The organism is Galbibacter marinus, assembly GCF_000300875.1.
GTDB classification, from domain to species: Bacteria; Bacteroidota; Bacteroidia; order Flavobacteriales; family Flavobacteriaceae; genus Galbibacter; species Galbibacter marinus.
The window spans coordinates 25,126-51,866 of the sequence record NZ_AMSG01000006.1; the positions used below are offsets into that span (position 1 = coordinate 25,126).

Consider the following 26,741-nt stretch of genomic DNA (forward strand, 5'->3'; position numbering starts at 1 on the left):
TAATGATGAAATTTAAAATGAAATTAGTTGTGATGCTATTGCTGAGCGCATTGACGTATTTTCCAGCAAGTGCCCAAGATAGCCTCATTTCATTCGATGATGTAGAATTTACAGAGATAAAACAACAACCTGTAGATAACGTGATACTTGGTGAAGGGCAGACGACCAAAAAAGTGACTAACGCAGTCACAGATTATGAAGCACAAAACAATAAAAGTTCTTTATGGACGATATTCATTGCGGGTTTTATCGGAGGTTTTGCGGCTCTGATTATGCCTTGTATTTTCCCAATGTTGCCACTAACGGTGAGTTACTTTACAAAGAGTGGAAAAGCAAAGGGTAAAGCAACGGCACATGCAATGTTGTACGGTTTGTCCATCATTGTCATTTATGTTTTATTAGGTATTCTGATTACTGTTGTTTTCGGAGCAGATGCATTGAATAGCCTTTCCACCAACGGAATCTTTAATTTTTTATTTTTCGTTCTTTTGGTGATTTTTGCTTTTTCATTTTTGGGAGCATTTGAACTTCAGTTGCCATCCTCGCTTGCCAACAAATTAGATCGAAATTCAGATCGCGGAGGTCTATTAGGGCTTTTCTTTATGGCAGCAACATTAGCCGTTGTATCATTTTCGTGCACGGGTCCTATTATTGGAACATTATTGGTGCAGGCAGCTACAATGGGTGAACTTTTAGGTCCTGCTATCGGGATGCTGGGCTTTGCATTAGCTTTGGCTATACCATTCACCATCTTTGCTATGTTTCCTAGTCTTTTGAAAAGCCTGCCCTCCTCAGGAGGCTGGCTGAACAGTGTAAAGGTTACACTCGGATTCTTAGAATTGGCTTTAGCGCTGAAATTTTTGAGTAACGTAGATCTCGCTTACCACTGGAATTGGTTTGATAGAGAAGTGTTTTTAGTCCTTTGGATAGTTATTTTTGGATTTTTAGGACTTTATTTATTAGGGAAAATTCGTTTTTCCAATGATGTCCCAATAGACAAAATGAGCCTACCAAGAATGGTATTTTCAATGCTGGTGTTTTCCTTTACGCTTTATATGGTTCCCGGCTTATGGGGAGCTCCGTTGAAATCTATTTCAGCATTTTTACCTCCACAGACAACTCAAGATTTTGACTTGTATACCTCCTCATTTGGGACAACGCAGGCAGGTCATACTACAGAAGGTAAAGCTCAAAAATATGCCGATATATTCCATGCTCCATTAAACTTGAATACTTTTTTTGATTATGAAGAAGGGATGGAATATGCAAGAAAAGCGGATCAACCTGTAATGCTAGATTTTACAGGTCACGCTTGTGTTAATTGTCGTAAAATGGAAGCATCTGTATGGTCAGATAAACAGGTGTATAGGTTGTTAAGTGAAGAGCTTGTTATCATTCAGCTTTATGTGGACGACAAAACAGAACTACCGCAAGCAGAACAATTCACATCATCTTACAGCGGAAAAAGTATACGTACAATCGGCAATAAATGGAGTGATTTTCAAGCCAGTAAATACAATTCCAATTCGCAGCCATACTATGTGATGTTAGACCCATACAGCGAAGAGCTATTGCTAAAACCCAAAGGAGCAGACTATAACCCTGAAAGTTATTACAACTTTCTTCAGTCAGCCATTGACCGATACCACAATAAAAAGAACCAGAATTAAGAATCACTAAAAATTAATGTATATGAAAATGCAAGCCAGAAATGTGGCAGTCAGTCTCGGATTTTTCATTTTTATAGCCATTTTGTTGGCTTCCTGCGGGAATATCGAAGGTAAAAAGAGCAAACAAGACACCCGTGCCCAAGAGGCGACGAAAGTTGAAATTCCAGCGCCTGAAGATTCAGACCTTTCATTTAAAGACAAAAGCGGAAACATCGTTACTTTAAGCTCGTTGAAAGGTAAAGTAGTTTTTATTAATTTTTGGGCTACGTGGTGCCCACCTTGTATACATGAAATGCCCTCAATTAACGAACTGAAACACTCTTTCAAAGACAGTGACAATATAGAATTTTTGTTGGTTGATGTGGATAATAAAATAGAGAAATCCACGGCCTTCATGGAAGAAAACGACTATGATTTACCCGTGTTTGTTCCAGCTAGTATTATACCATCTTCCTTTCTAGGGGGTGCCATACCAACAACTGTTATACTTGATAAAAATGGAGAAATGGTAGCCCGCTTGGAGGACGGTCGTGATTATACACACCCACAAATCATCAAAGGTTTGAATGAACTGGTCGCAAAATAATGAGTTTAAAAAAAAGAAAAATTATGTTGAACGATCAAGAGGTAGTTGAAAAGAAAACTCAGGTAAACGGATTTATCGGGTTTTTGAAAAAAAACGGATTCAATATCATTATGCTGCTTCTAATCCTTGTACTGATAATTCCTGATGCAAAATCCTACGTACTTCAACAACTAATGGTAACGGGATTATTTAATGCGAGCATGGATGTAAACGAAGTGGATAAGGGGAGTAAGGCTCAAATAGATTTTGAATTTGTTGACGAAAAAGGAAATTTGAAACATACATCATCCTTAAGGGGAAAGGTTGTCTTTATTAACTTTTGGGCTTCATGGTGTCCTCCTTGCCGCGCTGAATTTCCCTCCATTGAAACACTTTACACAAAATTCAAAGATAACCCGGATGTTTTCTTTTTGACCCTTAATGAGGATAGTGACTTAGCCACCGGGAAAGCTTATCTTGTGGAGGAGGGGTTTTCTGTACCCATGTATACCTCCAGAGGCAATATCCCGACACAGGTGTATTCTGGGGCACTGCCTACGACCGTTGTGCTTGATAAGGATGGAAGAATTAGGTACCACCATACAGGCTTTGCAAATTATGCAGCACCTAAATTTATCGAGCAAATTGAGAACCTGATAAGTAAATAGTTCATTCTTAAGATTTACTTGTATCGGATTAAACCTTCTCAAACACCAATTTAGCGGTGCAGCATAAAGGATCCTTTCTTTAAGGGTAGTACTAGTAGTTGCCGATATATGGCAACTACTAAGTTACTACAAAAGCTGTCAACTGTTTATTTGATAAAATTAACAGCAGAGGACGTTATATTTCAATATGATGTTGCCAATAAACACCACTGATGTCAGTGATCTTTATAGTGTAAGTCCCTTTTTTCAAGTTTTTCAAGTTATCATGTTGTAGGTTTATTTTAGCCTTTGCTCCCAAAGGAACAATCAAACTGTGTTTAGCAGATTTAATTTTGGCGATATAATAATTGGAAATACTTTCTTTGGGTAAAAAGGCCAGGTCTTCTTGTGAGTACGTTAGAATGGCATTGTTTTGCTGGTCATAAAGTTCTATACCAATAACCCAAGAGCCATATACATCAGCACCTTCTGTTCTGAAGACATCAAAGGAAAGGGTGTTGTTAGCGATTACACCTTCGGTAATCTCCAGTTTAGGTTTTACTGACTTATTGTGGAGTGTACCCCACAGGCCGCCATGAAACACCTGATTGGTCATCAGGGTCATCCCTAGTATGCATAGCGAACCGATTAAAACGACTTTTGGGAAAATATTTTCTTTAATGGGAAGTACACCCGAGCCAAGCCACGCAAAAGATTTCTTTTTGGTGATGGCATAGTTGTTTTTCATCATATAACGATCTAAAGAATATCGCCCACTACCGGTAAGGAATAATACAAAGCCAGTTGCGATACCCAATACTCCGATTTGCCATTCGTCTAAACAGGTAGTCCCAATCCAACCGGAACCAAGTAAGATTCCCATGGCCAGACCAAATACACCAATGCTCATAAGTCGGGTAAACAATCCAAAGATGATCAGTAGACCTACTATCCCTTCAATGATTGTAAAGAGTACCATGCTGATCCAGAGAATATCAGGATTTTCTACCAGGTATAGAATGATAGGTTTTATACCCAAGGCATTGGGTAAAAAGTGGTTAAATTTTTCTCCGATATAACCTGCTAATTCAGGATCCAGTTTGTCCGCTAATATAGTTCTTCTCCAAAAGGCTGAAAAATATGTCCAGCCTATAACAAGCCTTGTTGCCAGAGCCAAAAGGCCAGCGTCATTTTTTACACTTATATGTTGCATAAATGAATATTAAATGGTTAATGAAATGAATCCTTTTTTGCTGAATTGAAATCCAAAAAGAATTCCATTCTCAGTCCTAATTAATTGGTCAGGAAGCTCACTAGGGTCTACTTGGAATTTATCCAACGAAATGCCACAAACAAAAACTTTCACATGCTGCTCTTTGGCTTTTTTGAGAAGTTTTTTAAAGCTATTATTATCAGGAATATCTTTTACCGTTTTGCCGCATATTACCACATAAAATTCACCATAGGAATTACCATCTTCCTTAGCCAATTCTTCTGCGGTTAATAGTACAGGCTTGAGTTGGTTGATGTTTTTGGTAAGCAAAAGATAATTGTTCTTTTGTGGATCAAAATCCTGTGCTTGGACAACTCCGAAAGATAATAGGAGCGTAGATATAAATAGAATAAAATGTTTCATTTTTTTAATTTAAAATTGGAATTTATATTGACAAGAGCGGTGCCCGTAAATACAGGCTTTCGCCACTTGAATCTAATGATGCTAGGAATTACTGATAAAATAGAATTACGGCAGTCGATCTATTGGATGATCATTTGGCTAAACCGAAAGATTGACACTAGTCTCTAGATGGATCTTTACGGTTAAAACCACCATGGACTAACATATAATACTTTGGAGCAATGCTGCAACTGACTCTAATTATTCTATCAGAAAATCAATTACGAATAAATCTTTAGATTCCGGTATAAAATGTATAAAGGAACATCAGAAATTAAAAGGTATTTCGATGGAGGTGAAATTACAGGATATTGGTAGAAATGACCTGTGAAATCATCAGGACAAACCGCATTAAATAGCAGCTTTGTTACTGTGATAGATGGTTTAATGACTGTTTCATCAGATTGGGAAATTTCAACTGAAAAGCAACCGAACTGCGAAATTGTCGATTGACTTTTATTCAATGCTTGGGTCTGAGATACACCCAATTTGGACTGCATAAAATTTCGGACCTTACATGGGGAAACTAAAAGCAACAACGCCAGTCCTGCAATGGAAAGCATAGTGACAATAGGTCTTATGTATAGTCTTTTTTTCATCTATGCAAAGGTAGTAAAAATGAATACCAATAAGATGTTATAAATTTCTTAATGCATCAGCAGATTTCCAAAATACGGGAGAGATGAGCCTCGCATTCTCAATTTATATGTAAAATTCCAATACTATAGAGAGCCACACTATTGAATTCACAACTTAAGCCACTGAAAACTGTTTTTAACAGCTTGTATTTTATAATTCTTAATTTGTATAGAAATAATGGCGGTTTTTCGTGGTGCGACCTTTGTATTTGAAAAATGAGTATGAAATACATAGTATGCCTTACCGTTATGATTATAGAGTAGATCGCCATGACCACTTCCGTTTTCACCAGTAACAGTTCTTGAAATAAAAGGACTGTCTTTTATCTTCTTCCATGGGCCTTTGGGCGACTCACTGATGGCATAGCCCACTGCGTAATCCTGATTTCTAAAATCATTAGCAGAATAGAGCATAACATACTTTCCATTCTTTTTAAATACCGTAGGACCCTCTGCTACTGGCCATGCTACTTTTTGAGTGTCTTCCCAGCCGGTTTCGGCATTAATGCATTCGGTAAGTGTTTCTGGTTTAATAGCCCGTAAGTTATCAGACAGCTCTGCCACGAAAATTCGATTGCCGTCTTGAAGTCTGACATGATACAAATAAATCTTATCACCATCAAACAGCACATAGGGATCTATTTGTTTAACATCCGACTCTAATACATTTCCGTTATTGATGAAAGGGCCTAAGGGGTTATCACTGGTTGCAATGGCAATATGCTCATTAGCCGTATAGGCCATATAGTATTTTGAATGGTACTTAAAAACCTGTGGTGCCCAGAATCCTTTAGTTCCAAAAGCATCTCCTTTTTTTAAAGCAAACCCATCAGTTGCACCAATGGGGCCTTCCCAGTTTTTTAGATCGGTCGAACGATATACCAAAAAGCCTTCACCCTCAATGCGGGGGTCACCCTTTGTTCCATACAGATAATAAGTGCCTTGATCCTCAAAGATCGTGGGATCGGCCAGGTAAATCTGATCCATACTGAGCTCTTGACCAAAAAGCTGAATTGTAAAAATCAATAGTAGTACTTGAAAGCTTAATTGTTTCATTTTTGATGAGTTCTATAATTTGTAAAAACTATTCCGGCGAATTGGCTAACGGCATTGGTTTTGGCGTTGTTGAAGGTCCGTGGACTACTAATTTTCCATTGCCCAGAATTTTCATTTCATCAATAAAAACTACACGTTGATCTCCAGTAGCCTTGGTTCTGCCGTGATACACGCAGTATATTTTGTTGTCATGAGAGGAAAATACCAAGCTATTATGCCCGGTACCCGTTACCTCACCGCCACTACCTATGTTTTTCTCTAAAACAGGATTGTTGTCTGCTTTGGTGTAGGGTCCCAATGGGGAAGAGGCTGTGGCATAGCCTACTGCATAATTTTCACCTCCAAAATAATTAGCGGAGTACATCATATAATAGGTGTTCCGGTGTTTAAAAGTGAAGGATCCTTCAGTCCACCTTCGGTTTACCTCCTTTGAGGTCACCGATCGGCTTTCCCATTCTGCATTTTTATCCTCCAATGTTAATGGAGGACGGAGCAATAATACGGGATCGCCTATTACCCCTGAAAAATCCGACTTTAGTTTTATGCCATACACCCAACTTTCTTCAATTTCATCAAACCAACCTTTTTCCCTCGCCCATTTTGAGATTTCTGATTCTACAGGGTGTTTATAACATACCCTGGAATAGTATAAATAAAACTCCCCACTATCGTCCTGAAATACATTGGCATCTATAATGGGATAACCCGGGTCAAAAAGAGGTTCGTCTTTAAGATCCTCAAAGGGTCCGGTAGGACTATCTGCTACTGCAACACCTATTTTAAAATTCTCAAGTTCATTGTTGGGATTATGTTTCCACTGAGCGCTGAAAAACATATAATATTTGCTGCCGAATTTGTAAACCTCAGGAGCCCAAAAAGCACTTGTACTCCAAGAATCATTTGTGTTTCCTGTGTATACCTGTCCCATAAATTCCCAATTTATAAGATCAGTCGACATATAGGTGGCAAAACCATCTTTTGCACCACCACCCGTACCATACATATAGTAGTTGCCATTGTCATCATTTAGAATAAAAGGATCGCCAAATTCCACAGAAAGGGGATTGCTATATGTTTTTTCGGACGATATTTTGTCTTGATCTGTACTATCATACTTGGAAGATTTAGTGGTCTTGCGATCAGCACACGACAAAATCGTGATGCACACTAAACATTTTACTAAAATGAATTTTAATTTCATAATTTTTATTATATAACCTGCTACGCAAAGGAATTAAACAATGTCGTTATTTTTGGAATATCGTCCCATCTTTCGAGATGAGTTATTCCATGACACCCTGGTGGTTTTAATGATGGGGGGTGCCTGTTTCTCCAGAGTGCAACAAGCTGAATACTTTTCTGCTCAAAGTAGCTGAATTATATGTGAATCTTAGAGTTTATACGTTTCAATAATTCTACAGATTAATTCAACTTTAAAAATAAAGCTAAATATCAAACCATTGTGCATCAATTTATTGACTGAAAGCACTAAATGAAATATCTAAACTGGATTAACTAAACTGGATTATCTGATTGATTGCGCTTCATACCCTATAAATGCTTTGTAATGGTGGTAGGCAATTTGTTGATTTCAGTTGACCCTAGGATGTTTAATGCGCAGCCGGTTACTTGATGTAAGTTATGTAGTCAAAGTGCACTTAGAGGGAAATAGGGGAGTGTAGTTTACAAATTCTGTCCGGTTTCTCCATCCTTTAGGCTATCCACAAAGGAAGCTATCATTAAATGAATATTGATTGGCAGGGTACTCTAAGTTGATAACAATTAAAACGGAGTAAGCTTGAGTTAATCAATTGAAACTGCTATTAATGAATTTCGGGTCTATGTTGAATACCAACTATTCAATATAGACCCGGAGTTTTGTTATTCACTATTCCTTCGCTTTCTTTTTTTGTAATTATGGAACAGTGATTTGCATCTCTGTAAGAATGTTTTTATTTAAATTTTAATAGGCTTTTAAAAACTCTAAACTTCCCTTAGTTTCTTCCCACAAGTCCTTATTTGCCATTACATAGGAAGTTGCCTCGCTAGAATCTCCAAGGCTAATGTATTCAGGATGATTTTTAGGTAATCGTTTTTTGCCTGTTAAATACCCAATAACGTGCTCGTTGGATTTTATTGCTTGCTTTAACTGAGATTTTGCGTCTGCCATATTAGCATTTTTTAAATATTACAGTACCCTGTTGTAATTCCAGTGGGCAGCACTTTCGTCAGGAGTTAATTTGTATAACTTCTCATACCCTTTAAAATCATCCATTTTTAAAAGTAGTGAAGATAATTTATATCGGATACCCTGATTATCGTTAGGGTTTAAATCCAACATCTCCCAATATATAGAAGCAGCTTCTTGATGTTGTCCTGAGAGTGCCAAGCATTCTTCTAATCCTGCTTTAGCACGCATATAAGGGCGTGTTTCTAAAAGACCCCAGAAATGACCTTTGTCTTCTTTGAATGCTTGTTTCCCTAATTTTTTCTCTCCTGCCTTTACTCCCTGTTTATATAACTGTAGTGCTTTTTCAAAATTGGGTTCTTTTTCAGCCAAATAATTGTAAATATCTGCATTGTCCGCGTCTAATTCTAACGCTTTTTCTGCTAGTTGTTTTCCTTTTTTTACCGTTGAGTCATAGGCTTCATAAATGAGGTCCTGCGCTTTTTGTTCATTTGAAAGGTCTCCTGAGCATATATTGTCTATAGACTTTCCAGCCATTCCATTCATAAAAGATCGAACCTGATCTTCGGACTGTAATACTTCTTTTTGCATTTCTGCGAATATCTTAGCCATCAACTGTTCGGTAAGCATTTTACGTGAAGTCTTTTTATTTCCCATTTCATGAATGTTTATATTTCAAAAATAATAATTTTGACCAGTATCGTTGCGAGTTCAAAATACAATTTCGCATTTTTAACAGTACTGAAATAAGTTTAGTAGAATAGCGCCACATGCCTTGGAGGTATAGCATCCTAGACAATTGGCCGGTTATTTCTATGCGCCTTATCGGGAAACGATTTTTCGGAGATATCTATAAAATTTCAGGGAGTCAAAAACCCTTTCGGATACATGCAACTTCCCCAATTATTTCAAAATTTCGAATCATAGCATCTTGCTCCATCCACTTTAACTCAAATTCTTCAAATTTTTGAAGTCTTTCTACTAATTCAAGAATCTTGTCAATACATTCCTCTATGTCCCTTAATCTAAATAAGTCTCTTTCCTTTTGCTCTATAAAATATCTTAGCATCAGTTAAAATTCTGTCCTTTAGTCCCGGGTGGATCGCTATAAATTCCACTAAATCTACATTTTTTTTAAGCAATTCCTGTAGTTTTATTTGGAGCCCTGCCAAGTCAAATAAAGATTATTTAGAATTAAAAGAATAGAATATATCAATATCACTACTTTCTATAGATTCATTTCTTGCCACCGAACCAAACACCCCAATTTTAATGGGATTAAATGGTTTCATGGTGTTTATAATGATATCTATCTGACTTTGTGTTAGCATATAAAATATAGCAATTTTGTGGATTAAAATGAATTTAATCGGTACCTTAAAACGGTACAACAATAAATGAGGTTAGCCATAACAGAATCATTCTATGCCAAAATTAACACGTTCGCTGCACAGTTTAGAGAGGTAATAAATGTGGAATCCTTTCATTACAGATTAACCACAATATTTGCATAAAACACAGCATTTAGGTATGATCCATACTTTTCGATTGAAATATGGTCCAGTAAATACAGATTATCCCGTCCTAAAAAAACTTTACAGGATTTGTTATAATTACTAATTGAACTTTAGCTGCGGAAAAAGACTTTCCGCATGTTTAAAGAAATCTGAAAGGTTCATACCTTGGGTTTCGCAGATATTTATGATCGTTTGCAGACTGGCACTTTCAGTCTTAAGACCTTTAATGTTGCGTACCGTCTTTTCGTCAATATTATTTTTGTTAGCAAATTCTGTATTGTTAGTAACCTGCTTTATCCATAGCTCATTCAAGGCCTTTACTATATATACATTCCTATCATCCATTTTAACAAATAAAAGGATTGTAAATAAAAACATCTCGGATTTAAATCCGAATAAAGGTAGTTTTTACGTAATTGACTTCTGCTTTGAGTTTAGAAAAATGCATTCTTATTAAGTTGTAGTCACTGGATCTATTTTTTTAGAATTCGATTGGTTATTATGCACCCTTTAACTTGTTACGACTCTTTAGCTCCACTATTATAATTCTAATGTTTTCTTTGCCCCGGTTTTACATACTTCATAAATAGCATCTATAATTTTAAGGTCTTTAACTGCTTCCACTCCGTCAACCGGTACCACTGCTTGTTCACCTGCTAAGATAACCCCTGCCATTTTATCCACTTGCAGAGTCTGGTGGGTGACATGTGGCTTTGTTAATTCACCCTTATGTGTGCGTCCTTTTATTGGCCCATAGCCCGTAGAGGGTTGTAGTTCGGCAAATCCCTTGTCTCCATTTAAGAAAAATCGGTCTAGATGATTCATACTGTATGTGGACAAACAGGAAGCAACCGCTCCTGTGGGAAAGCCCAGCTGAAATAAAATAGTTTCGTCTACACCTTCTTTGAACTTTATAGGATCCGTTTTGGTTTCCTGGGCGGTAACCCAGATGGGGTCTTCACCTACCATATAACGGGCACCATTAATGGAGTAAACACCTATATCCATTAAGGATCCGCCACCTGCCAATTCTTTATTCAGTCGCCACTGATTGGGGTCTCCAATTTTGAAACCACTGAGCCCCTCGAAAAATAAAATTTTTCCAAACTCTCCTTCATTTCGCATTCGGATAATCTCCAGTGTATTGGGTTCAAAATGCATGCGATAACCCACCAATAATTTTACATTTGCCTTATTGCATGCATCCACCATTTCTTGTCCCTGTTGTGCATTCAAAGCCATTGGCTTTTCACATATGGCATGTTTTCCGGCTGCAGCTATTCGAAGTACTGCTGGATGATGAAGGGCATTGGGTGTGATAACATATATGGCATCAATGTCCGGGTTGTCTTTAACACTGTCGTAATTTTCATAATTATAGCAATTCTTCTTTGGAATACCATATTTGGCTTGCCAGTCTTTAACTTTAGCAGGTGTACCACTGATAACACCCACGAGTTTGGCACGTTTACAATTTTGCATGGCCTCCGCTACTCGGGTACCATAGCTTCCCAATCCCATAATGGCTACACGTAACACAGGTCCGTCATATAATTGGTCGTAAAAATTGAATTGTTCTGATGAACCGTATAGTGGTAAAAATGGTATGGCTACAGCCGAAGTAGTAAGTTTTTGTAGAAAATCGCGACGTGAATTCATGAAATATAATGTTTTTGGTATGGTGTTCTAAAAATAGGGAAAAAATAGAGTTTTCTTAAGGCCTAATTTGAGTTTTATTATATATAGTACCCAAAGAGATATTTTTATCCTACCTAAAATCAAAACACCCACAATGAGTTGTATACATGGTTGAGTGAATAAGGTGTTTGACAGTAATGCGCTTGTTTGTTGTCTTGTGAGCCTAGTACACCTAAGGTTTTTGAAGCCTTAATAAATACTGAACTATTTTTAGGCATGCCAACGTACAAATCTAGAGTATGATAATTACCCCAATAGCCTTCCAAATGCTTTAGGGTTTAGATAAGCCCCAATTCTCTTGCAGTTTCTATCAATTTTCGGTTTTCTGCGGACTTCACATTAAGGCGTATTCTTAATTGTGATTTTCGCTTTGCTAAAGCGGACCTAGATAGTGGTACGATTTCTGCTATTTCACTGAGGTTTGCTCCACTGGCGAGTTCGTATAATATGCGGCGATCTATCTCATCGAGATTGTAGTCATTTCTCATATAGGATTCCAATACCGTTAATACTGTTGGGCTGTAATACTTAACGCCTGTTATAATTTGACGGATAATAAGATAAAATTCCTTTGGATCCAGATCACTTTTTATTAAAAAGGCAGCCGGGTCTAGTTGCTTTAGTAAGGTACCTATCCTATAGGGTTCATTATAGGTTGTAACAATAACGATTTTACTTTTTGGATATCTCTTTTTGATCATTAAACCAATGTCTTCACCGGTAATTATATTTTTTTCAGCCATGTGCGGTAATTTTATATCCAGAAATACAAAATCTATGGTATACGCCAAACTGGTTTGTTCTAATAGATCCATAGCCTGAGCGGATGAATGAACCTCTACCGTATTAATACGCATGGATTCTTTTTCACCTACCTCTTGTATTATGTCTTTTAACTGTTTGGTAAACATCCGGTGATCATCAATTACCACTACATTCATTACTTTTTTTTCCATCATGAAATCATTATTAAGTTAGCGTTGGGATGCGGCCATGGATCCTTGTTCCTATTCCGGGTTGGGGATAGAATACTATTTTTCCGTGAATTTCTTCAATGTTTCTATGCATTAGCTTAAGCCCTAATGAAGCTTTAGTTTCTGACTTTATAAAACCGCTGCCATCATCTCTTATAACAAAATGCAAGCCTGGCTCAAAACCATAGAATACAACTTTAAAATGTCGAGCGTTGGCGTACTTAATACAGTTGTTTAAACTCTCTGAAATAATATAATATAGTTTAATCTTAATAGGTAATGTTATAGTTTCCCATTGGATATACTGGTCTGTATGGAGTTGAAACGCAATTTTGGCATCGTCACAGCGACTTTTGAATTTACCTGTTATATCATTTACAAAATCCGTTTCGAAAGAATTTGCATTGGAATATAATCCGTTGGATAAATCCCTAAGGGTTTTTTCGACTTTATGAAGTAGGTCGATATCGGACAATTGTTCTCTGATTTGCTCATTAGATCCATTTAAATATAGCCTGAACCACTTTAAACGCAGTACACTTAAAGATCCCATAACCTCTGTATGTAATATGTTTGAAATGCGTAACCGTTCTTTTTGCTGACCACTAAAGTTTTCGTTCTCCAATTTCAGTATTCTTTCTTCGATATTCTTTTGTATATTTTTAAGCTTAAGAACTTTAAGCTTAGAAGACTGGTAGGAGTCGAGAATTATCTTAGTTAAAACTACTATGACAAGGACTGCAAATGCGGTAATATGGTAATTTTTATTTTGTAGAGCCCTCGCTTGCTCCCGATACTCTTGGGTTTCATATTGGATTCGCGCAAATTTATTGTGCACCTTACTTTGTACTAAATAAATTTTATCGCTAAGTGTCTTGTGAGCCTTCAAATAGTGATTGCTTGATGCTATGTCAAGTTCAGAGAGCAATGTGAGACATTTCAAGGTTTCACTATGACTTTTAATTCTTCTGCTTATTTGTAGTGCAATTTCTGCAAGAAATATGGCCTGTGCAGTATCTTTTTTTATAGCATAAAACTCAGCTAAGTGCAAGGTGCCGGTCACTATACCTATGTGATCTTGGTTGGATTTACGTATTTGTAAAGACTCATTAAAGTCATCTGCCTTTACTTTGGGATCACCCATTAATAATTTGGTATACGCAATATTGTCAATTATTCGCGCCAAATGGGCTGAGTATGTATCAGAAAGTTCAGGCACTTGCAATGCTTGATTAAAATGTGCCAGGGCAGTGGTGTACTCTGTTTTTTCGCGAAACAGGACCCCTATATTATTATTCAACTGAGATTTTAGAAGTTCCTCATTATCCAGCCTATCGATATATCTCATGGCTGTTTTGTAGTAGCTTAGCGCATTGTCAGGTTCTTTTAATTTGCTTTGTATGATACCTAAAAGATTATAGCAAAGCGCAAGCTGTTTATACTTGCCTAGTGGTTCGAAATAATTGATGGTAGCGATGAGCAAAACTTCACTTAAGGTGTAGTTTTTTATTCTACTTTGAATAATGGCCATATGGTATAGCATCTTCCCGCTATAGTAGGAGTGTCCAGCTATTTCATAGAGCTCATACGCTTTTTTATAATGAATATAGGAACTGTCAAACCTTTGGTTTCGAAGGTGGAAAATGGCATAGTTCCAATGAGATTCAGCTAATAATTCTGTTTCACCTTCTTTTAAGGCGTATTCTATGATTTTCGCGTTGATAATTCTAAAGCTGCCCGAATCCTTTATCTTTAAGTATGCTGAGGCTACTTTAGATAGGTAATCATACTTTAAGGAATCATTCGAGACGGCTTTGGTATAATGATAAGCGCTGTCTATGATAATTTTCTTTTCTGCCCTGGATCCTGTACTGTTTTTCTTTCGTTTCAGCCATAGGGATACCTGGTCCTTGTTGTAGTCATGTTTTTCGAATATTTCACTGATACAGGAATAATTAGAAATAACAATTACAAAAAGAACAAGGTATTGGCAATATATTAGCTTAACGTCAATACTTGAAAATTTAATGTAAACTACTAAATAATTGAAAGCCTCCAACATTGGAATGCCGGAGGTTATTCACAATTTTAAATATCAGAAGAAAATCTTATTCATCTGCGTCTTTTTCATTATCCGGAGGTATACTTACTTCATCTCCCGCATCTAAACGGTTAGTGTAAAGTTCATGGTGTTCAGTTATATCCTCCGGCGGATTACAGGATTGTACTAAGATAATGACTGCCATCAATAGCAGCGTAGTGCCTATTTTTTTCATGACTAAAAAGTTTTAAATAAATCAATAGTGAATTACCCTTCGATGAGGTTTATTGTAATTCCGTAGTGCACTTGGAGGTATGAGTGTCGCAATCATTACCCATACAGGAATCAGATTTCCAGAAGTAAAGATAGTAGGAGTATAGCTTTGTGTAGGGTTCAAACCATACCGTAGAAGTAGGCGTTATGAACACTTTTTTAGAAATACCATTGAAAGGCCAAGGAAAAATAGCGTATCGCCTGTCAAAGTAAAGTAACTCAACAACAACTACTAAGTAGAAGGGCTTACCCATATACAAAGACCGAACCCTTCAATATGATATTCATCTCCGGTCTATCGGAGGAACGAATAGCTTGTTGTTGATGCTTCGTTTTTCTAGTTCAAATAGTTTGATTTCTTTTTTGCAGGCACATGAAAAATAAGATACAGAAATGAGGTACCCCTAGACCTTTGACGTTTTTCTAAAAGTGACAATCAAAAAATAATAATAAGGGTAAATATATAGTAGATTAGACGCTCTCTTTCTTCTCGAATTCCGGACAATCCAGGCGTATTTCATGATTCATTAATTCTGTTTGAAGTAGGTTGCAATAATCAGAGTCCGGGTTTTTTTGATAAAATTTACATCCGTAGCAAGTACGTTGAACGTCCAAGATTCCGTGGCGGTTTAATTTATAAATTAATTGGCTTAAGGTGGAAAATAAGCTTTCCAGTTCAACAGTGGAGAAACTATCCACTTGTGTTTTTAGTGGATCTGAGAAGTCATAGGTGTGTGCTATTAAATCATTTCCTGAATCCGATAAAGAAATGGAATAACTTCGATTGTCCGTATTGGAGTAATCTTTAATAATAAATCCTTTCTTATCCAATATTTTGACAGCATCACTTACCGTTGGCTTGGTTACGTTAAACTCTTTGGCGAGGTGACTTACATTACACAAATTTTGTTTGTGAAACGCAATAAAAATCAGAATCTGGATTTGAATTGGGCTCAAACCGACTAATTTTGCTTTTTCCCATAACAAGACTTTAAACACCTCAGAGACACGTTCTAACCCTGCAACGATCTTGCTTGAAATATCTTTTTGTTGTTGTTTTGGATTAAATATACTCTTGTCCATAAAAAAACCTGTTGAATTTGAGTTCGACAGGTAAAGTTAGTTATCCTAATTAATTAATCACAATTTTCCATTTCAATAATGGCATATCCATTCCCTTTAATGGATGCTTCCATTTCTTTTGTCGCTTGTTCAATGTGACAAAATCGGCATTCTTTAGAGGTGATCTGGCCAGTTTGGAATGCCTTGGATTTCAGATAATGTTTTCCAAAATCAATAATGGTGTTTTCATTTTTCAGCGCACTTGGAACAAGAATGTCGAAGTGCATAATTTGATTGTCTTTTCTCTTTACATAGGTGTCCCAGACTGCAATTTCCATATTGTTTTTAGGTTTTAATTGTTTTTTATTTTTTCACATGGAGTGAAAAACATACTTCACTCCATGTGAAACTTAACCAACCATTGATGCCATATACCACCATGGTGATCTCCCTTTCTTATTCACTGACTTTATAAGGTAAGGATAAATCCCCGCTGGCTATGCTATAAACTTCGTATACTCCTAACATCGGAAGATCATCTATACTGGTGTTAACTTTCATAAAAGCAGTAACTCCGTCATAATTAAAGTCTTTACGGTTATTAATTCTATAATCGGGAACCACTACTCTGATCACATCTTTTTTGGCCGTTACCGGATATCCCGGAGAATCCATATACATTGGCATTCCTGGATTGGTAGGGGGAAGGACAACGGTATCATCAGCTTTTTTAAATTCTTTCACGGCAAGACCTCCTTTAACACGGTCATCCTTGTGAAGAACTACCCAATGGGGATGCCAAATTATACCATCATTATCGTAAGCTTTATCATTGTTTTCATCCCATAATGGTGTGTCGTCAAAATCTGGATGAGAGGTCAGCGCAAGGGCTAGAATACCTTCGGTTTGACTAAAACCTACATCGGTTGGGTTTAAGTTTGTCGGGAAGACGTAACCTAAAACAGGTGCACCGTCAAGCTGACCGGCCTTAGTAGGTGTTGTGGCTCCTGCTTTACCCTGTACATGAATTTCCCAAACGGTTACACCATAATCTGCCTTGTGTAAAACCTGAACGCTAGTGATGGCAAAGTCATCATTTTTATAACTTTCTTGAGCATTGATTCCGCTAATGCTAAAGAACAACAGTGCTGAAAATAATAGAATAGATTTCATTTGTTTTGTTTTTAAAAGTCAGGATTATCTCAAGATAGGATTCCTAACTAGGTTAGTTAAAAAGTTTAATCATCTACCTTAACAGGTAGGGATCAAGGTTATACAAATATAGTAAGGAATCCTAACTAAACAAATTTTGAGATACTTTTTTTAAAATAGTATACATGATTGGTCCGTTGAGGGGGTTAGAATTCTTTGTGATCCGGTTTCCGCTATAGGCATTAAGAAGGGAACAAGAATAGGATACTATAGCGACCATCCTTAAAATCCACTTAAAAAGAAGAAAATTAAATTCAATAAATTTGAAAAAATATTTCAGTGTGCATATTTATGATACCATAATTATAGGCGGCGGGCAAGCGGGGCTCTCTACGGCTTATTTCTTAAGAAGAAGTGACTTGGACTATTTGATTATAGATGATCAAAAGCAAGCGGGAGGCACCTGGCTGAACACTTGGGAGAGCTTAAAATTATTCTCGCCGTCAGAGTATAGTTCATTATCCGGTTGGCAAATGCCGAAAAGTAATTATGAATACCCTACCAGATATGAGTTTATCAAATACCTTACAGCCTATGAAGAACGTTATAATTTTCCGCTTAAGAGAAATACTCTTGTCTATAGGGTAGTAAAAGAAAATGATATTTTCAAAATAGAAACCAACCGGGGAAATCTATATGCCAAAACAGTAGTAAGTGCGACAGGAGCTACTAGAGTTCCATATGTGCCTAATTATCCAAATCAAGGTCTTTTTATGGGCATGCAACTGCATTCCGTGGAGTACAGGAACACTAAAAAATTTGAAGGTAAAAAAGTACTTGTGGTTGGTGGAGGTAATTCCGGCGCTCAGATACTCGCCGAACTCTCCGAAGTAGCCCGGACCAAATGGATCACATTGGATGCTCCTCGTTTTCTTCCGGAAGAAATGGATGGACGCTATTTGTTCCATCAAGCGAACTCAAGGTATTTTAAGGGGGAAACTCTAAATCAGCATGGGGAAGCTTCATTAAGTGATATTGTTCAGGTGGAAATTGTTAAAGATGGTCTCGAAAGAAATATTTATAAAGATTTAAGACCTTTTGCATCATTTTATGAGCAAGGAATAATCTGGTCTAACGGAGAAAAAGAAGCTTTTGATGCTATACTATGGTGCACCGGATTCAGACCGAATCTTGACCATTTGAAACCACTTAACATTATTGAAAACAACCGCATTAAAACAGAACATACCCGCGCCCTAAAAGAACCACGACTTTGGTTGGTGGGTTATGGTAATTGGACAGGTTTTGCTTCAGCTACAATATACGGTGTAGGGAAAACTGCTAGAGCCACGGTAAAAGAAATAAAAGCTTATTTTGAGAACATGGCTGAATCTTAATTTATTTCTTATATTATTTACTGTTGCAATTACACTTGAAACTTGTCCTAAATATCCGAAAATTACTGGTATTTCCAGATGTTTTTCCAAATCCATAGATGCGTGGATATTACCGAATATTTTGGAAATGTAGTTCATCAGATTTCCTCCCCCAATAGTATGGTCAAGCTTTTCAAAGTCGATACCTCGCCGGTAAATAAAGGAAAGACATTATTGTATCGGATATTAAGTTGCTGATTAAAATCAGGAAATTCAATGGCACACTTAGTTCTAGTACTGCGTTACATTCTCCCAGCGGTGAAACCCTGCTCCAGAATTATACCTGGGTCGCTTCTGTCTTTATTACTTACTTTTTCCTTTTATTGGCATTACTGCTGATAAACATCTCATTGCGCTCTTCCGATATAATAGCTAAGAATCGATCATAATGTTTTAGGACATCTGAAATCAATTCATTTTTTGTGAAATAGTGGATGTCATAACCTTTTCTTGAATCTCCGAAATACGCTTTCGGGAAGTACGTTTTACTTTCTTCAATATCAGGATGGTTTTCTTCATTTAGGAGGCTGATTTTACTTTTCTACTGTTTTTGATATTGTAGAAGTATTGATTTTTAATTTAAAACAAAGCGTAATCGCTAAAAAATTAAATGATTTTTCAGCCAAAATGAGAATAATCAGTTAAAAAGTTTATTTTTTTATTGAAATATTCAACTTTCATTTCTTAGAAATAATGTGATGGGAACCCTTGGATTTACTGTAACATAATTGGGATTAGAATTCTGCTAATGTATATTTAAACACCTTTAAGTGGTTTTAATTCAATGCTTTAGCGGTTTGTGTTAAATTTTTTATTATATTTAAGGTTTATTTATCATAAAGATAACCCTCTAATGTAGCTGCTGCTTTTTTCTAAAAAATGGGAAAAAATATGGTCAGATATCAGATTGTTGTACTTCTTTTTGGTATAGTGCTGATAGTATTTTTTAACCGTTGTCAAAAGACTTCCCATAAATCCGATCAGACCTACACCGATACAGAAGCCAAAGCCGCTATGCTTATTTCCAAAGCAAAAGCAAATCACTCTGATTCCACTATTATATACTTAAAAGAAGCCTTAGGACTTGTCGATCATCTAAAGCAGGATTCTACTGCCGGAAAGTATCTTGAAAAGATTAGCACTCAAGCGATATATCTAAAGGACTCCGTCCTTTTTAATACGGCCAATGCCAAAGCCATGGAACTTGCGGTAAAGACAGGGGATTCATTAAGTATGGGACATGCGCATTGGAACTATGGTATTTGGTATCTTAATGAGGAACGCTTTGACAGTGCGTATTATCAGTATGATAAAGCCCAACATCATTTTGAAAACCAAGGACATTTATATTATGCCGGAAAGATACATTATAATAAAGCCTCTATCCTTTGTCGAAACAAACATTATACAGGAGCTGAAGTGGAAGTGTTTAGGGCGTTAAAGTTATTTGAGCCCAATAAAAACTACAAACAGCTTTACCTGTGTTATAATCTTCTAGGGATCATCTATAACGAATTAAAGGAATATGAAAACGCAATTGATGCTTATACCAAAGGTTTAGGGTATTTAAAAAATGTGAAAGATCCCGGTCTTTTTCGTGACCACACCCTAAACAATGTCGGAGTCCTCTATCATAAGTCCGGAGACTATCAGAAGGCTGTTTCTTATTTTGATAAGGCACTGGAGAATCCAGGGGTACAAAAAACGGATAAGGCGCTTTATGCCCGATTATTAGATAATAGAGCTTATAGCCGACTAAAGCTTAAAGATACCACAGGACTTTACACGGAGTATAATCGGGCTTTAAAGATCAGGGATAGTTTGGAATCCAAACTGGGAGTGATAACAAGTAAGCATCACTTGGCTTGGTACCGTGCTTATGCAGGAGATACCCTAAGGGCAATCCAATTAGCCAAGGAATCGTATCAATTGGCAAAGTCGATTCAAAGCAATAGTGATGTGCTTGATAACTTAGAATTGCTGGCTGCAATTGATCCTGTGAATGTCGCGGGGTATCAAAAAGAACAGATTTCTTTAATTAATAAATTACGTAATCACGAGCGCCAGACCCGTAATAAGTTTATGGCGATCCAATATGAGGCTCAGAAATATAAACAACAGACTGCGAAGCTTTCTGTAATAAATAACAAGAGACTCAATCTTATAGGGTTTTTGCTTGTCTTACTGGTCTTTTTATTTATCTGTTATCGACAGCATGTTCGATACAAGCAGTTACAGTTAGAAACTGCCCAGCAGAAAGCTGATATGGATTTATATATTTTACTACACAAACAATTGGAGAAATACGAAGAGGGCAGAGAAGAGGAGCGCCTTAGAATTTCCCAGGAGCTTCACGAAGGATTGCTTCCTGAATTTTATGCTGTTCGGATGGATCTGGAAGATTTAAGTCTCGAAGGGGATGCTGAAAGTTTAACACGCTATAGAAAATGCATTGAAGAACTCAAACATATTTATAAAGGGATACGGGGTGTCTCTCATACTTTAAGAGCCAGCAGAATTTTTACATCTGTAAACTTCACAGCTATTATTGTAGATCTCGCAAAAGAAAGGGCTGTCACCGGAAAATTTAAGCTTATTATAGATACCGATTTAAATATTGATTGGTCGAAATATGAGAGGCTCACTAAAATGGATCTTTACTATTATATCAATGAAGCATTACAAAATTGTATTGTACACGCTAAAGCTACCAAGGTTACATTAAAACTCAAAATTCAGGGGCAGTCCCTGGTGGTAATCGTTGCAGATAATGGAGTAGGGATGTCAAAAGTGAGCTCCAAAGGTATCGGTCTTAAAAATATGCAATCTCGCATTGATAAATTAAAAGGAAAATTCACTATTGAATCTACCCAGGGTAAAGGAACTAAGCTAGTTATGACCATTCCTTACCCAACTTCAAATAGCCTAAACCCAAACCTTTCATGAAAAAACATTACAAAACACTCATTGTAGAAGATCATGTCTCCACCGCAAATGGAATAGCAGGTTTCCTTGACGAAATTAGTAATTCTACTGGTACCGAATTTACTACCCGAATTGCTTATAATTTGGCTGATGCTTTAACTGCATTGAAAACAAAACCGTCCTTTGATTTGGTGTTTTTGGATATACGGCTGAAACCACAACCGGAAATTGGAATGAACTCCGGGGAGGATCTAGGAAGTGAGATACGCAAGCTTTATCCCGAAACCCTTATAATAGTTTCCACAATTCATGATGAACCCTTCTATATAGAGAATATTATGAAGAATGTTACTCCCGAAGGTTTTTTTGTGAAAGGCGATTTGGATCCTAAAAGTTTTGTCAGTGCTATTAAAACTGTACTCGATGATAGTCCTTATTTAAGTAAAACCGTTGTAAAATATGTATCCCATAAGTTCAAGACTGATATTACCATTAACAGTTTAGATCGACAATTACTTTTCGAAATGGAGAAGGGTTTTACCATGAAGAAAATTGCAGATAATCTTTTTTTCTCTAGGTCCACTGTTACAAAAATGAAGAAAAAACTAAAAATTACTTTAGGAGTAGAAGGTGGCAGTAATAAGGATTTAGTGGATAAAGCTCGTGAAATGGGCTTCATATGAAAAATAACTTTTTGTTGTATGACTAATCAAGTATCTTTAAATACCAACACTCAAAAGCAAGCAATTCACATGAGTACGTGCGCCTTTTTTATCGATCCATGTCTTAATTGTAACCTATTCCATAGACTCAATGGGCAATCATCATTCCTGATATAAAGCGCCATAACGCAAGTTCTTTTATATGGGGCTTTCTGTATTTTTCCGAATGCACTATTCTCTAAATCATTGTTCTAAGAATTTTAATTTAATATCTAAAAGGCATATGTTCGTTGGTATAGCCTTACCTGAATTTCTGATAGGTTATTTACGGTAAAAGCACATAAAACAGGGCTTTATAAAGGATTTATTCAATGAATTTCAAAATTTCCAATTCCTATATTGTATGAATTAGCTTATGAAAATCTTCGTTGGGTGTACTTTTTGCGTAATTTTTTTACCCACATTGGCTCGTAGTATCACCCACTTTGGGTAATATATTTATCCACATTGGCTCAAATTTTCAATCAGAATGTAAACCACTTTTTAAAAATCATATCCTAACTTTATCTTGTTTGAAATCAGGTAATTATGAAAGTTTTGAAGTGGAATAAACAGTATAGCGGAATTATTATAGAGATCATTAGTGTTCTCTTTATAGTGTTGTTTGTGTATGCGGGGCTTACGAAACTTATGGAAGGGGATAAGTTTTTTAATAATCTGAATAACTCTCCCATTTTACCTGGTGATGCAACAGCTTATATTTTGAGCTGGGGAGTTCCAACCTTGGAGTTAGTAATTGCCTTACTTATTGCAATCCCCAGAACAAAGCTTAAAGGGTTGTATGGCGCTTTAGGTCTAATGATTTTGTTTACACTCTACGTTGCAGGGATTGTATTTTTTAGCCCTTACACGCCTTGTTCTTGTGGAGGAGTATTGACACTGTTATCCTGGCCTCAGCATCTGGTAGTTAATATAAGTTTTGTGCTATTAGCGGTGTCGGCGATACGGTTATACCACATAAGGAAATTACCAAATAGAGAACTGCCTCATTACAAAGTGGAGTAGGGGATATTGCTCTTATTCCAATGACAGCCTACTTAATGAATTAAAAGTTTAGACCTAATTTTTTAGGTGTCAAGATATTTTGTTGGCCAACAAAAGAAGGGAAGATCAGCCGAAAACCTGCCCAGAAGTAGGCAAAATTATTAATCATGAAAAACACTAGAATCATGAGAAATTTAAAAACAATTTTACCGATGTTAGCCTTCGTATTGGCCATCGGTATGTCATTTGCGTTTGTAGGCGCAACGGAGGAGAAAGAGGTCTATGATACAAAATTCATCTTAGTGGAAGAGCCTAATGGTTGGGCTACAGTCGAAGGTGTAATTTGTGAACCTGACAATGACCAGTGTATCGTTAGGTTTGCTGAGGACCTTTCAACAGAGTATACTCTCTATAACTCTAAAAATGTAAATGATCCTGCAGAAGGGAATGGAGTTGTAATAACAAAAACGGGTTCGGCTCCTGATCCCGATCCTGAATTTTAGTATTAATGATATAGGAGTGCACTAATGGCACTCCTATATTTTATAACTCTAACCGAGTCTATCCCGAATTTTGTGTTTTTCAAAATCATTTCTCTAGCTTGGTTCCAGGAAGAATACAAAATATTTTACAGTCCCCTCTAACCTTTACTGTTGTGATTTTTTATTCAACATTTTAAATTCAAAAGGATCTCTATTGAATAATTGTTGTGCTGTATTCAGAATATCACTCGGTGTGAGAGATTTTATATATTCCACTTCCTGTTTCACACTTCTCCAAGGATATCCGCTTTTATAATAATCATGAATTTTCCCACTCACTTGTCTTCCACTAATTTTTTCCGCCTTCATAGATTGTAATTTTTCATTAATAAATTGTTCTAAAAACTCTACATCAACTACATTATTTTTGAAGGATTCAACAAATTCTTTTACTTGCTGAATTATTTGGTCTGTATCCTTTGGTCTAGAGCTAAATTCTATAAAAATTTCATTAAATAAGCGAGATTTATCAGAATTGGCGTATACTCCAATAAAATAAGTTTGTTGTTCTGCTTTTGATTTATATCTAATCTTTTGCATCATTAATGTGCTCATCATTTGTTGTAATAGCTTTAGTTTTATTTCCTCTTTCCAGTTGAGATTTTTATTATCTAAAGGTGAAAGGTATACCAACCTTCCTTTTATCTGTTGCATGAACTCAATGGATGGTATAGTTAATGAATAAGATGCCGGTAGATCAACACTTGTTGGTTTATTTATTGTTTTACATTTCTCTTTTTTATTTGTTGGTAAATTCCCCAAGTATTTTCTAGTTAAAGCTAATATTTTATCCTTTTTAAAATCCCCGGTGAAAACAAAGGTAAAGTCTTCCGCATTACCAAAGACATTCTGATAAATATCAAATGCCTGTTCCATATCTGTTCGATTTACACTTTCTAATGAATTATGGTTGTTGGGAAAAAGAGTACCATCTCCAATGATATCTCTAATCTTACTTCTAAACGCATCTTCGTTGATCGTTTTCATAACTAATGATGAACTACTTTTAATTTTCCAATCTTTAAAAGCTAAACTATTTTTATTGGGAGCGGTAAAATATAAATACATTAATTGTAAAGCTGTTGTTAAATCCTTAAGTTTTACATTTCCTTTTATGCCTGCCTCATTATAGTTTATATATGGGGATATTCTTAGGTTTAAATCCTTGTCTCTAAAATATTTTTCCAATTCAAATCTATTCATTCCATTTACACCTGAATTCCTTATAATCTCAGTTGAATTTAGAGCCGAATAATAATCTTTTTTTGGAAAACAACTAACCCCTTTAGAAGTAAAGCCATGAAAGCTTATATTATCTCGCAGTTTATTACTTATTGAGGACAGTGAATCAAAAGGCTTGAGCACTATTCTCACACCATTATCCAGTTGGTACTCTTTAGCTCCAGGAATAGAAACAACTTTTTCTTGAATCTTACTGGGCTTTAAATTTCGTATGGTAGATGGAGATAATAATACTTCGGGAATTCTCAGTTCTTTAAATTCAGATACAGGTGAATTATTAGCATCTTTAATCCATCTCCTGATTTCCTTTTCCGTATATGATAATGCATGATGGTTCGGAGGAGACAATATTATTATATCAATGTCATTTGGATTAGTTTTAATATATTGTTTTATAAATTTATTAAATTCCGTTAAAGTAAGTTCCCTTATCAGTTTGGTTAAAATTGCTTTTTTATTTGATGGTAATGCCTTTCTGTAAATGAAGTGGTCTCTGATGTTATTTCTCCAATAATGTATTCCTGTAGTATCTTTTTTATTTAAAGATCTGAGTTGTTTCTTTTTGCCTTCCATAAACTCCCTTTTAGAGAATCCCTTACTTTTTAATTGTTTTAAAAGCTGTATAGATTCTGAAATAACCTCTTTCTCTGAACCGTCTTCTATCCTTATTTGCAAAGCTATCCCTAATGAAAAAGGTTTTATAAATGCTGGAAGTACATAAAAAGAAGTAGCATATTGCTGTTGTTGTTTTGTAATAAGCATTTCTCTTAATATATTCATGAATAACTGTCGTTTTTGATCATTTTTCAGAACGTTCAAGCCATACACCTCTTCCTGTATTTTTTGGCGCATGTATAGACGCATATATACAGCATCGTCTTTTGAATTTTTTTTTAAAAAAGGATGTTCTTCGCTAATAAATTGTGGAAAAGAATTCCTGTATTCTTCATAATTATTAATTGGAGATTGTAGGTTTTTGTTAGGTTTGGTCTTAGAAAACTTTTCTTTTATTTCATTTTCTATAAGATCCACATCTTTAATATCACCAATAACAACAATAGCCATTAAATCAGTTCGGTACCAATCTTTATAAAAACGTTTAAGAGTTTTTTTCTTGAAATGTTCTATGTGTTTTATAAAATCGATTGGCGGAGTAGCTCCTCTTCCGATCATCACACTTTCGAAATCACTAATCAAAGAGTTCGCTAGATATCCCCCCCTTTGTGCTTTTTCATTAATAATTACCCCGCGTTCACTATTAATGTATTCATCTTTAAACTCTAAATTCCATATAATATCTTGACATAACTGAAAAGCAATTTCTCGTTGCTCTTTTGTGCCAACTGATTCAAAAAAATACTGCGTAAAATCAAAAGATGCGCTGCCATTGATTTGCCCTATTTTAAAACCTAAATCTTGCGCTTTTTCAATAGTCATATGCTTGCCTGATTTAAAGGCTATGTGTTCCATAAAATGAGCAGACTCGTATTCATTTTCTAATGCAGATCCAGCCTTTATGAGTAATCGTACATCGAGTTGAGAGGATCCGTCTTTTATAGGTTTGATGTAATATTCGAGACCATTTAATAACTTTCCATGCCGTATACTTCTATCCAGAGGTATCGTATCCTGACTTCCTGATGAATGAACCATAAACATTCCCCCCAAGAAAAAGGTCAATAAAAACGATAAGACTTCTTTTTTTATGAATTTATTTTTCATTGTAGTTTGCTA

The 26,741-nt window shown here is 36.1% G+C and carries 26 protein-coding genes; 8 read left to right on the top strand and 18 right to left on the bottom strand.

The window, feature by feature from the left end; genetic code table 11:
• Positions 1 to 2 precede the first annotated feature (2 nt).
• From I215_RS06340 to I215_RS06350, 3 genes are read left to right on the top strand one after another with little or no spacing between them, the layout of a single operon-like run.
• Positions 3 to 1,670 carry a protein-disulfide reductase DsbD family protein gene (locus I215_RS06340; protein ID WP_008991137.1) on the top strand — a complete coding sequence of 556 codons (1,668 nt, stop codon included), beginning with the start codon at positions 3 to 5 and terminating at the stop codon, positions 1,668 to 1,670.
• A gap of 22 nt (positions 1,671 to 1,692) precedes the next feature.
• The gene (locus I215_RS06345) at positions 1,693 to 2,256 is read left to right on the top strand and encodes a TlpA family protein disulfide reductase (protein WP_008991138.1); all 564 of its coding nucleotides are present in this window, start codon (positions 1,693 to 1,695) and stop codon (positions 2,254 to 2,256) included.
• Between the two features lie 23 nt (positions 2,257 to 2,279).
• Positions 2,280 to 2,903, top strand: a complete 624-nt coding sequence (locus tag I215_RS06350) for a TlpA family protein disulfide reductase (RefSeq protein WP_040459950.1) — start codon at positions 2,280 to 2,282, stop codon at positions 2,901 to 2,903.
• Positions 2,904 to 3,078: 175 nt separating this feature from the next.
• On the opposite strand, the gene I215_RS06355 is transcribed toward I215_RS06350, so the two are convergent.
• The 17 genes from I215_RS06355 to I215_RS06420 form a co-directional block, all read right to left on the bottom strand.
• A complete protein-coding gene (locus I215_RS06355; protein WP_008991140.1) occupies positions 3,079 to 4,095 on the bottom strand; it encodes a TQO small subunit DoxD in 1,017 nt (338 codons plus the stop codon).
• A 9-nt stretch (positions 4,096 to 4,104) separates the two neighbouring features.
• Positions 4,105 to 4,518 carry a DsrE family protein gene (locus I215_RS06360; RefSeq protein ID WP_008991141.1) on the bottom strand — a complete coding sequence of 138 codons (414 nt, stop codon included), beginning with the start codon at positions 4,516 to 4,518 and terminating at the stop codon, positions 4,105 to 4,107.
• 260 nt (positions 4,519 to 4,778) lie between these two features.
• Positions 4,779 to 5,156: a hypothetical protein gene (locus tag I215_RS16120; RefSeq protein ID WP_156800214.1), complete on the bottom strand. Its 378-nt coding sequence runs from the start codon at positions 5,154 to 5,156 to the stop codon at positions 4,779 to 4,781.
• A gap of 147 nt (positions 5,157 to 5,303) precedes the next feature.
• Positions 5,304 to 6,251, bottom strand: coding sequence for a glycoside hydrolase family 43 protein (locus tag I215_RS06365; RefSeq protein WP_008991142.1), 948 nt, complete (start codon positions 6,249 to 6,251; stop codon positions 5,304 to 5,306).
• 28 nt (positions 6,252 to 6,279) lie between these two features.
• The gene (locus I215_RS06370) at positions 6,280 to 7,452 is read right to left on the bottom strand and encodes a glycoside hydrolase family 43 protein (RefSeq protein WP_008991143.1); all 1,173 of its coding nucleotides are present in this window, start codon (positions 7,450 to 7,452) and stop codon (positions 6,280 to 6,282) included.
• 762 nt (positions 7,453 to 8,214) lie between these two features.
• Positions 8,215 to 8,421, bottom strand: a complete 207-nt coding sequence (locus tag I215_RS15680; protein WP_008991144.1) for a hypothetical protein — start codon at positions 8,419 to 8,421, stop codon at positions 8,215 to 8,217.
• Between the two features lie 18 nt (positions 8,422 to 8,439).
• Entirely contained in the window at positions 8,440 to 9,096 is a 657-nt protein-coding gene (locus I215_RS06375) for a tetratricopeptide repeat protein (protein WP_008991145.1), read from the bottom strand.
• Between the two features lie 211 nt (positions 9,097 to 9,307).
• Complete coding sequence (locus I215_RS06380; protein ID WP_008991146.1) at positions 9,308 to 9,508, bottom strand: HepT-like ribonuclease domain-containing protein; 201 nt, start codon at positions 9,506 to 9,508, stop codon at positions 9,308 to 9,310.
• A gap of 115 nt (positions 9,509 to 9,623) precedes the next feature.
• Positions 9,624 to 9,770 (bottom strand): nucleotidyltransferase domain-containing protein, encoded by a 147-nt coding sequence (locus tag I215_RS16470; RefSeq protein WP_008991147.1) that lies wholly within the window; start codon positions 9,768 to 9,770, stop codon positions 9,624 to 9,626.
• Between the two features lie 285 nt (positions 9,771 to 10,055).
• Positions 10,056 to 10,334 (bottom strand): helix-turn-helix domain-containing protein, encoded by a 279-nt coding sequence (locus I215_RS06390; RefSeq protein WP_008991148.1) that lies wholly within the window; start codon positions 10,332 to 10,334, stop codon positions 10,056 to 10,058.
• 162 nt (positions 10,335 to 10,496) lie between these two features.
• The gene (locus tag I215_RS06395) at positions 10,497 to 11,615 is read right to left on the bottom strand and encodes a Gfo/Idh/MocA family protein (protein ID WP_008991149.1); all 1,119 of its coding nucleotides are present in this window, start codon (positions 11,613 to 11,615) and stop codon (positions 10,497 to 10,499) included.
• A gap of 317 nt (positions 11,616 to 11,932) precedes the next feature.
• The gene (locus tag I215_RS06400) at positions 11,933 to 12,613 is read right to left on the bottom strand and encodes a response regulator (RefSeq protein WP_083852488.1); all 681 of its coding nucleotides are present in this window, start codon (positions 12,611 to 12,613) and stop codon (positions 11,933 to 11,935) included.
• A gap of 10 nt (positions 12,614 to 12,623) precedes the next feature.
• Positions 12,624 to 14,690 (bottom strand): ATP-binding protein, encoded by a 2,067-nt coding sequence (locus I215_RS06405; protein WP_008991151.1) that lies wholly within the window; start codon positions 14,688 to 14,690, stop codon positions 12,624 to 12,626.
• A 46-nt stretch (positions 14,691 to 14,736) separates the two neighbouring features.
• Complete coding sequence (locus I215_RS16130) at positions 14,737 to 14,874, bottom strand: hypothetical protein (RefSeq protein WP_156800215.1); 138 nt, start codon at positions 14,872 to 14,874, stop codon at positions 14,737 to 14,739.
• Between the two features lie 539 nt (positions 14,875 to 15,413).
• Positions 15,414 to 16,025 (bottom strand): MarR family winged helix-turn-helix transcriptional regulator, encoded by a 612-nt coding sequence (locus I215_RS06410; RefSeq protein WP_008991152.1) that lies wholly within the window; start codon positions 16,023 to 16,025, stop codon positions 15,414 to 15,416.
• Positions 16,026 to 16,078: 53 nt separating this feature from the next.
• Positions 16,079 to 16,342 (bottom strand): DUF2024 family protein, encoded by a 264-nt coding sequence (locus I215_RS06415; protein ID WP_008991153.1) that lies wholly within the window; start codon positions 16,340 to 16,342, stop codon positions 16,079 to 16,081.
• A 118-nt stretch (positions 16,343 to 16,460) separates the two neighbouring features.
• Positions 16,461 to 17,177: a hypothetical protein gene (locus I215_RS06420; RefSeq protein WP_008991154.1), complete on the bottom strand. Its 717-nt coding sequence runs from the start codon at positions 17,175 to 17,177 to the stop codon at positions 16,461 to 16,463.
• A 302-nt stretch (positions 17,178 to 17,479) separates the two neighbouring features.
• Here I215_RS06420 and I215_RS06425 point away from each other — a divergent pair, with 302 nt between their 5' ends.
• The 5 genes from I215_RS06425 to I215_RS06445 all read left to right on the top strand — a co-directional run bounded on the left by I215_RS06425 (position 17,480) and on the right by I215_RS06445 (position 23,726).
• Entirely contained in the window at positions 17,480 to 18,553 is a 1,074-nt protein-coding gene (locus I215_RS06425; RefSeq protein ID WP_237738933.1) for an ArsO family NAD(P)H-dependent flavin-containing monooxygenase, read from the top strand.
• 930 nt (positions 18,554 to 19,483) lie between these two features.
• Entirely contained in the window at positions 19,484 to 21,538 is a 2,055-nt protein-coding gene (locus I215_RS06430) for a tetratricopeptide repeat-containing sensor histidine kinase (RefSeq protein WP_162131558.1), read from the top strand.
• Positions 21,535 to 22,200 (top strand): response regulator transcription factor, encoded by a 666-nt coding sequence (locus I215_RS06435; protein ID WP_008991157.1) that lies wholly within the window; start codon positions 21,535 to 21,537, stop codon positions 22,198 to 22,200. Before I215_RS06430 ends, I215_RS06435 begins: the two co-directional genes overlap by 4 nt.
• Positions 22,201 to 22,767: 567 nt before the next feature.
• Entirely contained in the window at positions 22,768 to 23,244 is a 477-nt protein-coding gene (locus I215_RS06440) for a MauE/DoxX family redox-associated membrane protein (RefSeq protein WP_008991158.1), read from the top strand.
• A gap of 146 nt (positions 23,245 to 23,390) precedes the next feature.
• Positions 23,391 to 23,726: a DUF6520 family protein gene (locus I215_RS06445; protein WP_237738934.1), complete on the top strand. Its 336-nt coding sequence runs from the start codon at positions 23,391 to 23,393 to the stop codon at positions 23,724 to 23,726.
• A 144-nt stretch (positions 23,727 to 23,870) separates the two neighbouring features.
• Here the strand turns inward: I215_RS06445 and I215_RS06450 are convergent, their stop codons facing one another.
• Complete coding sequence (locus I215_RS06450; protein ID WP_008991160.1) at positions 23,871 to 26,729, bottom strand: M16 family metallopeptidase; 2,859 nt, start codon at positions 26,727 to 26,729, stop codon at positions 23,871 to 23,873.
• Positions 26,730 to 26,741: the final 12 nt, after the last annotated feature.

Bases quoted from the DNA above. Each gene is read 5' to 3' on its own strand.
- I215_RS06340 (WP_008991137.1), top strand. From the start codon at position 3: ATGATGAAATTTAAAATGAAATTAGTTGTGATGCTATTGCTGAGCGCA.
- I215_RS06345 (WP_008991138.1), top strand. From the start codon at position 1,693: ATGAAAATGCAAGCCAGAAATGTGGCAGTCAGTCTCGGATTTTTCATT.
- I215_RS06350 (WP_040459950.1), top strand. From the start codon at position 2,280: ATGTTGAACGATCAAGAGGTAGTTGAAAAGAAAACTCAGGTAAACGGA.
- I215_RS06355 (WP_008991140.1), bottom strand. From the start codon at position 4,095: ATGCAACATATAAGTGTAAAAAATGACGCTGGCCTTTTGGCTCTGGCA.
- I215_RS06360 (WP_008991141.1), bottom strand. From the start codon at position 4,518: ATGAAACATTTTATTCTATTTATATCTACGCTCCTATTATCTTTCGGA.
- I215_RS16120 (WP_156800214.1), bottom strand. From the start codon at position 5,156: ATGAAAAAAAGACTATACATAAGACCTATTGTCACTATGCTTTCCATT.
- I215_RS06365 (WP_008991142.1), bottom strand. From the start codon at position 6,251: ATGAAACAATTAAGCTTTCAAGTACTACTATTGATTTTTACAATTCAG.
- I215_RS06370 (WP_008991143.1), bottom strand. From the start codon at position 7,452: ATGAAATTAAAATTCATTTTAGTAAAATGTTTAGTGTGCATCACGATT.
- I215_RS15680 (WP_008991144.1), bottom strand. From the start codon at position 8,421: ATGGCAGACGCAAAATCTCAGTTAAAGCAAGCAATAAAATCCAACGAG.
- I215_RS06375 (WP_008991145.1), bottom strand. From the start codon at position 9,096: ATGGGAAATAAAAAGACTTCACGTAAAATGCTTACCGAACAGTTGATG.
- I215_RS06380 (WP_008991146.1), bottom strand. From the start codon at position 9,508: ATGCTAAGATATTTTATAGAGCAAAAGGAAAGAGACTTATTTAGATTA.
- I215_RS16470 (WP_008991147.1), bottom strand. From the start codon at position 9,770: ATGCTAACACAAAGTCAGATAGATATCATTATAAACACCATGAAACCA.
- I215_RS06390 (WP_008991148.1), bottom strand. From the start codon at position 10,334: ATGTTTTTATTTACAATCCTTTTATTTGTTAAAATGGATGATAGGAAT.
- I215_RS06395 (WP_008991149.1), bottom strand. From the start codon at position 11,615: ATGAATTCACGTCGCGATTTTCTACAAAAACTTACTACTTCGGCTGTA.
- I215_RS06400 (WP_083852488.1), bottom strand. From the start codon at position 12,613: ATGATGGAAAAAAAAGTAATGAATGTAGTGGTAATTGATGATCACCGG.
- I215_RS06405 (WP_008991151.1), bottom strand. From the start codon at position 14,690: ATGTTGGAGGCTTTCAATTATTTAGTAGTTTACATTAAATTTTCAAGT.
- I215_RS16130 (WP_156800215.1), bottom strand. From the start codon at position 14,874: ATGGCAGTCATTATCTTAGTACAATCCTGTAATCCGCCGGAGGATATA.
- I215_RS06410 (WP_008991152.1), bottom strand. From the start codon at position 16,025: ATGGACAAGAGTATATTTAATCCAAAACAACAACAAAAAGATATTTCA.
- I215_RS06415 (WP_008991153.1), bottom strand. From the start codon at position 16,342: ATGGAAATTGCAGTCTGGGACACCTATGTAAAGAGAAAAGACAATCAA.
- I215_RS06420 (WP_008991154.1), bottom strand. From the start codon at position 17,177: ATGAAATCTATTCTATTATTTTCAGCACTGTTGTTCTTTAGCATTAGC.
- I215_RS06430 (WP_162131558.1), top strand. From the start codon at position 19,484: ATGGTCAGATATCAGATTGTTGTACTTCTTTTTGGTATAGTGCTGATA.
- I215_RS06435 (WP_008991157.1), top strand. From the start codon at position 21,535: ATGAAAAAACATTACAAAACACTCATTGTAGAAGATCATGTCTCCACC.
- I215_RS06440 (WP_008991158.1), top strand. From the start codon at position 22,768: ATGAAAGTTTTGAAGTGGAATAAACAGTATAGCGGAATTATTATAGAG.
- I215_RS06445 (WP_237738934.1), top strand. From the start codon at position 23,391: ATGAAAAACACTAGAATCATGAGAAATTTAAAAACAATTTTACCGATG.
- I215_RS06450 (WP_008991160.1), bottom strand. From the start codon at position 26,729: ATGAAAAATAAATTCATAAAAAAAGAAGTCTTATCGTTTTTATTGACC.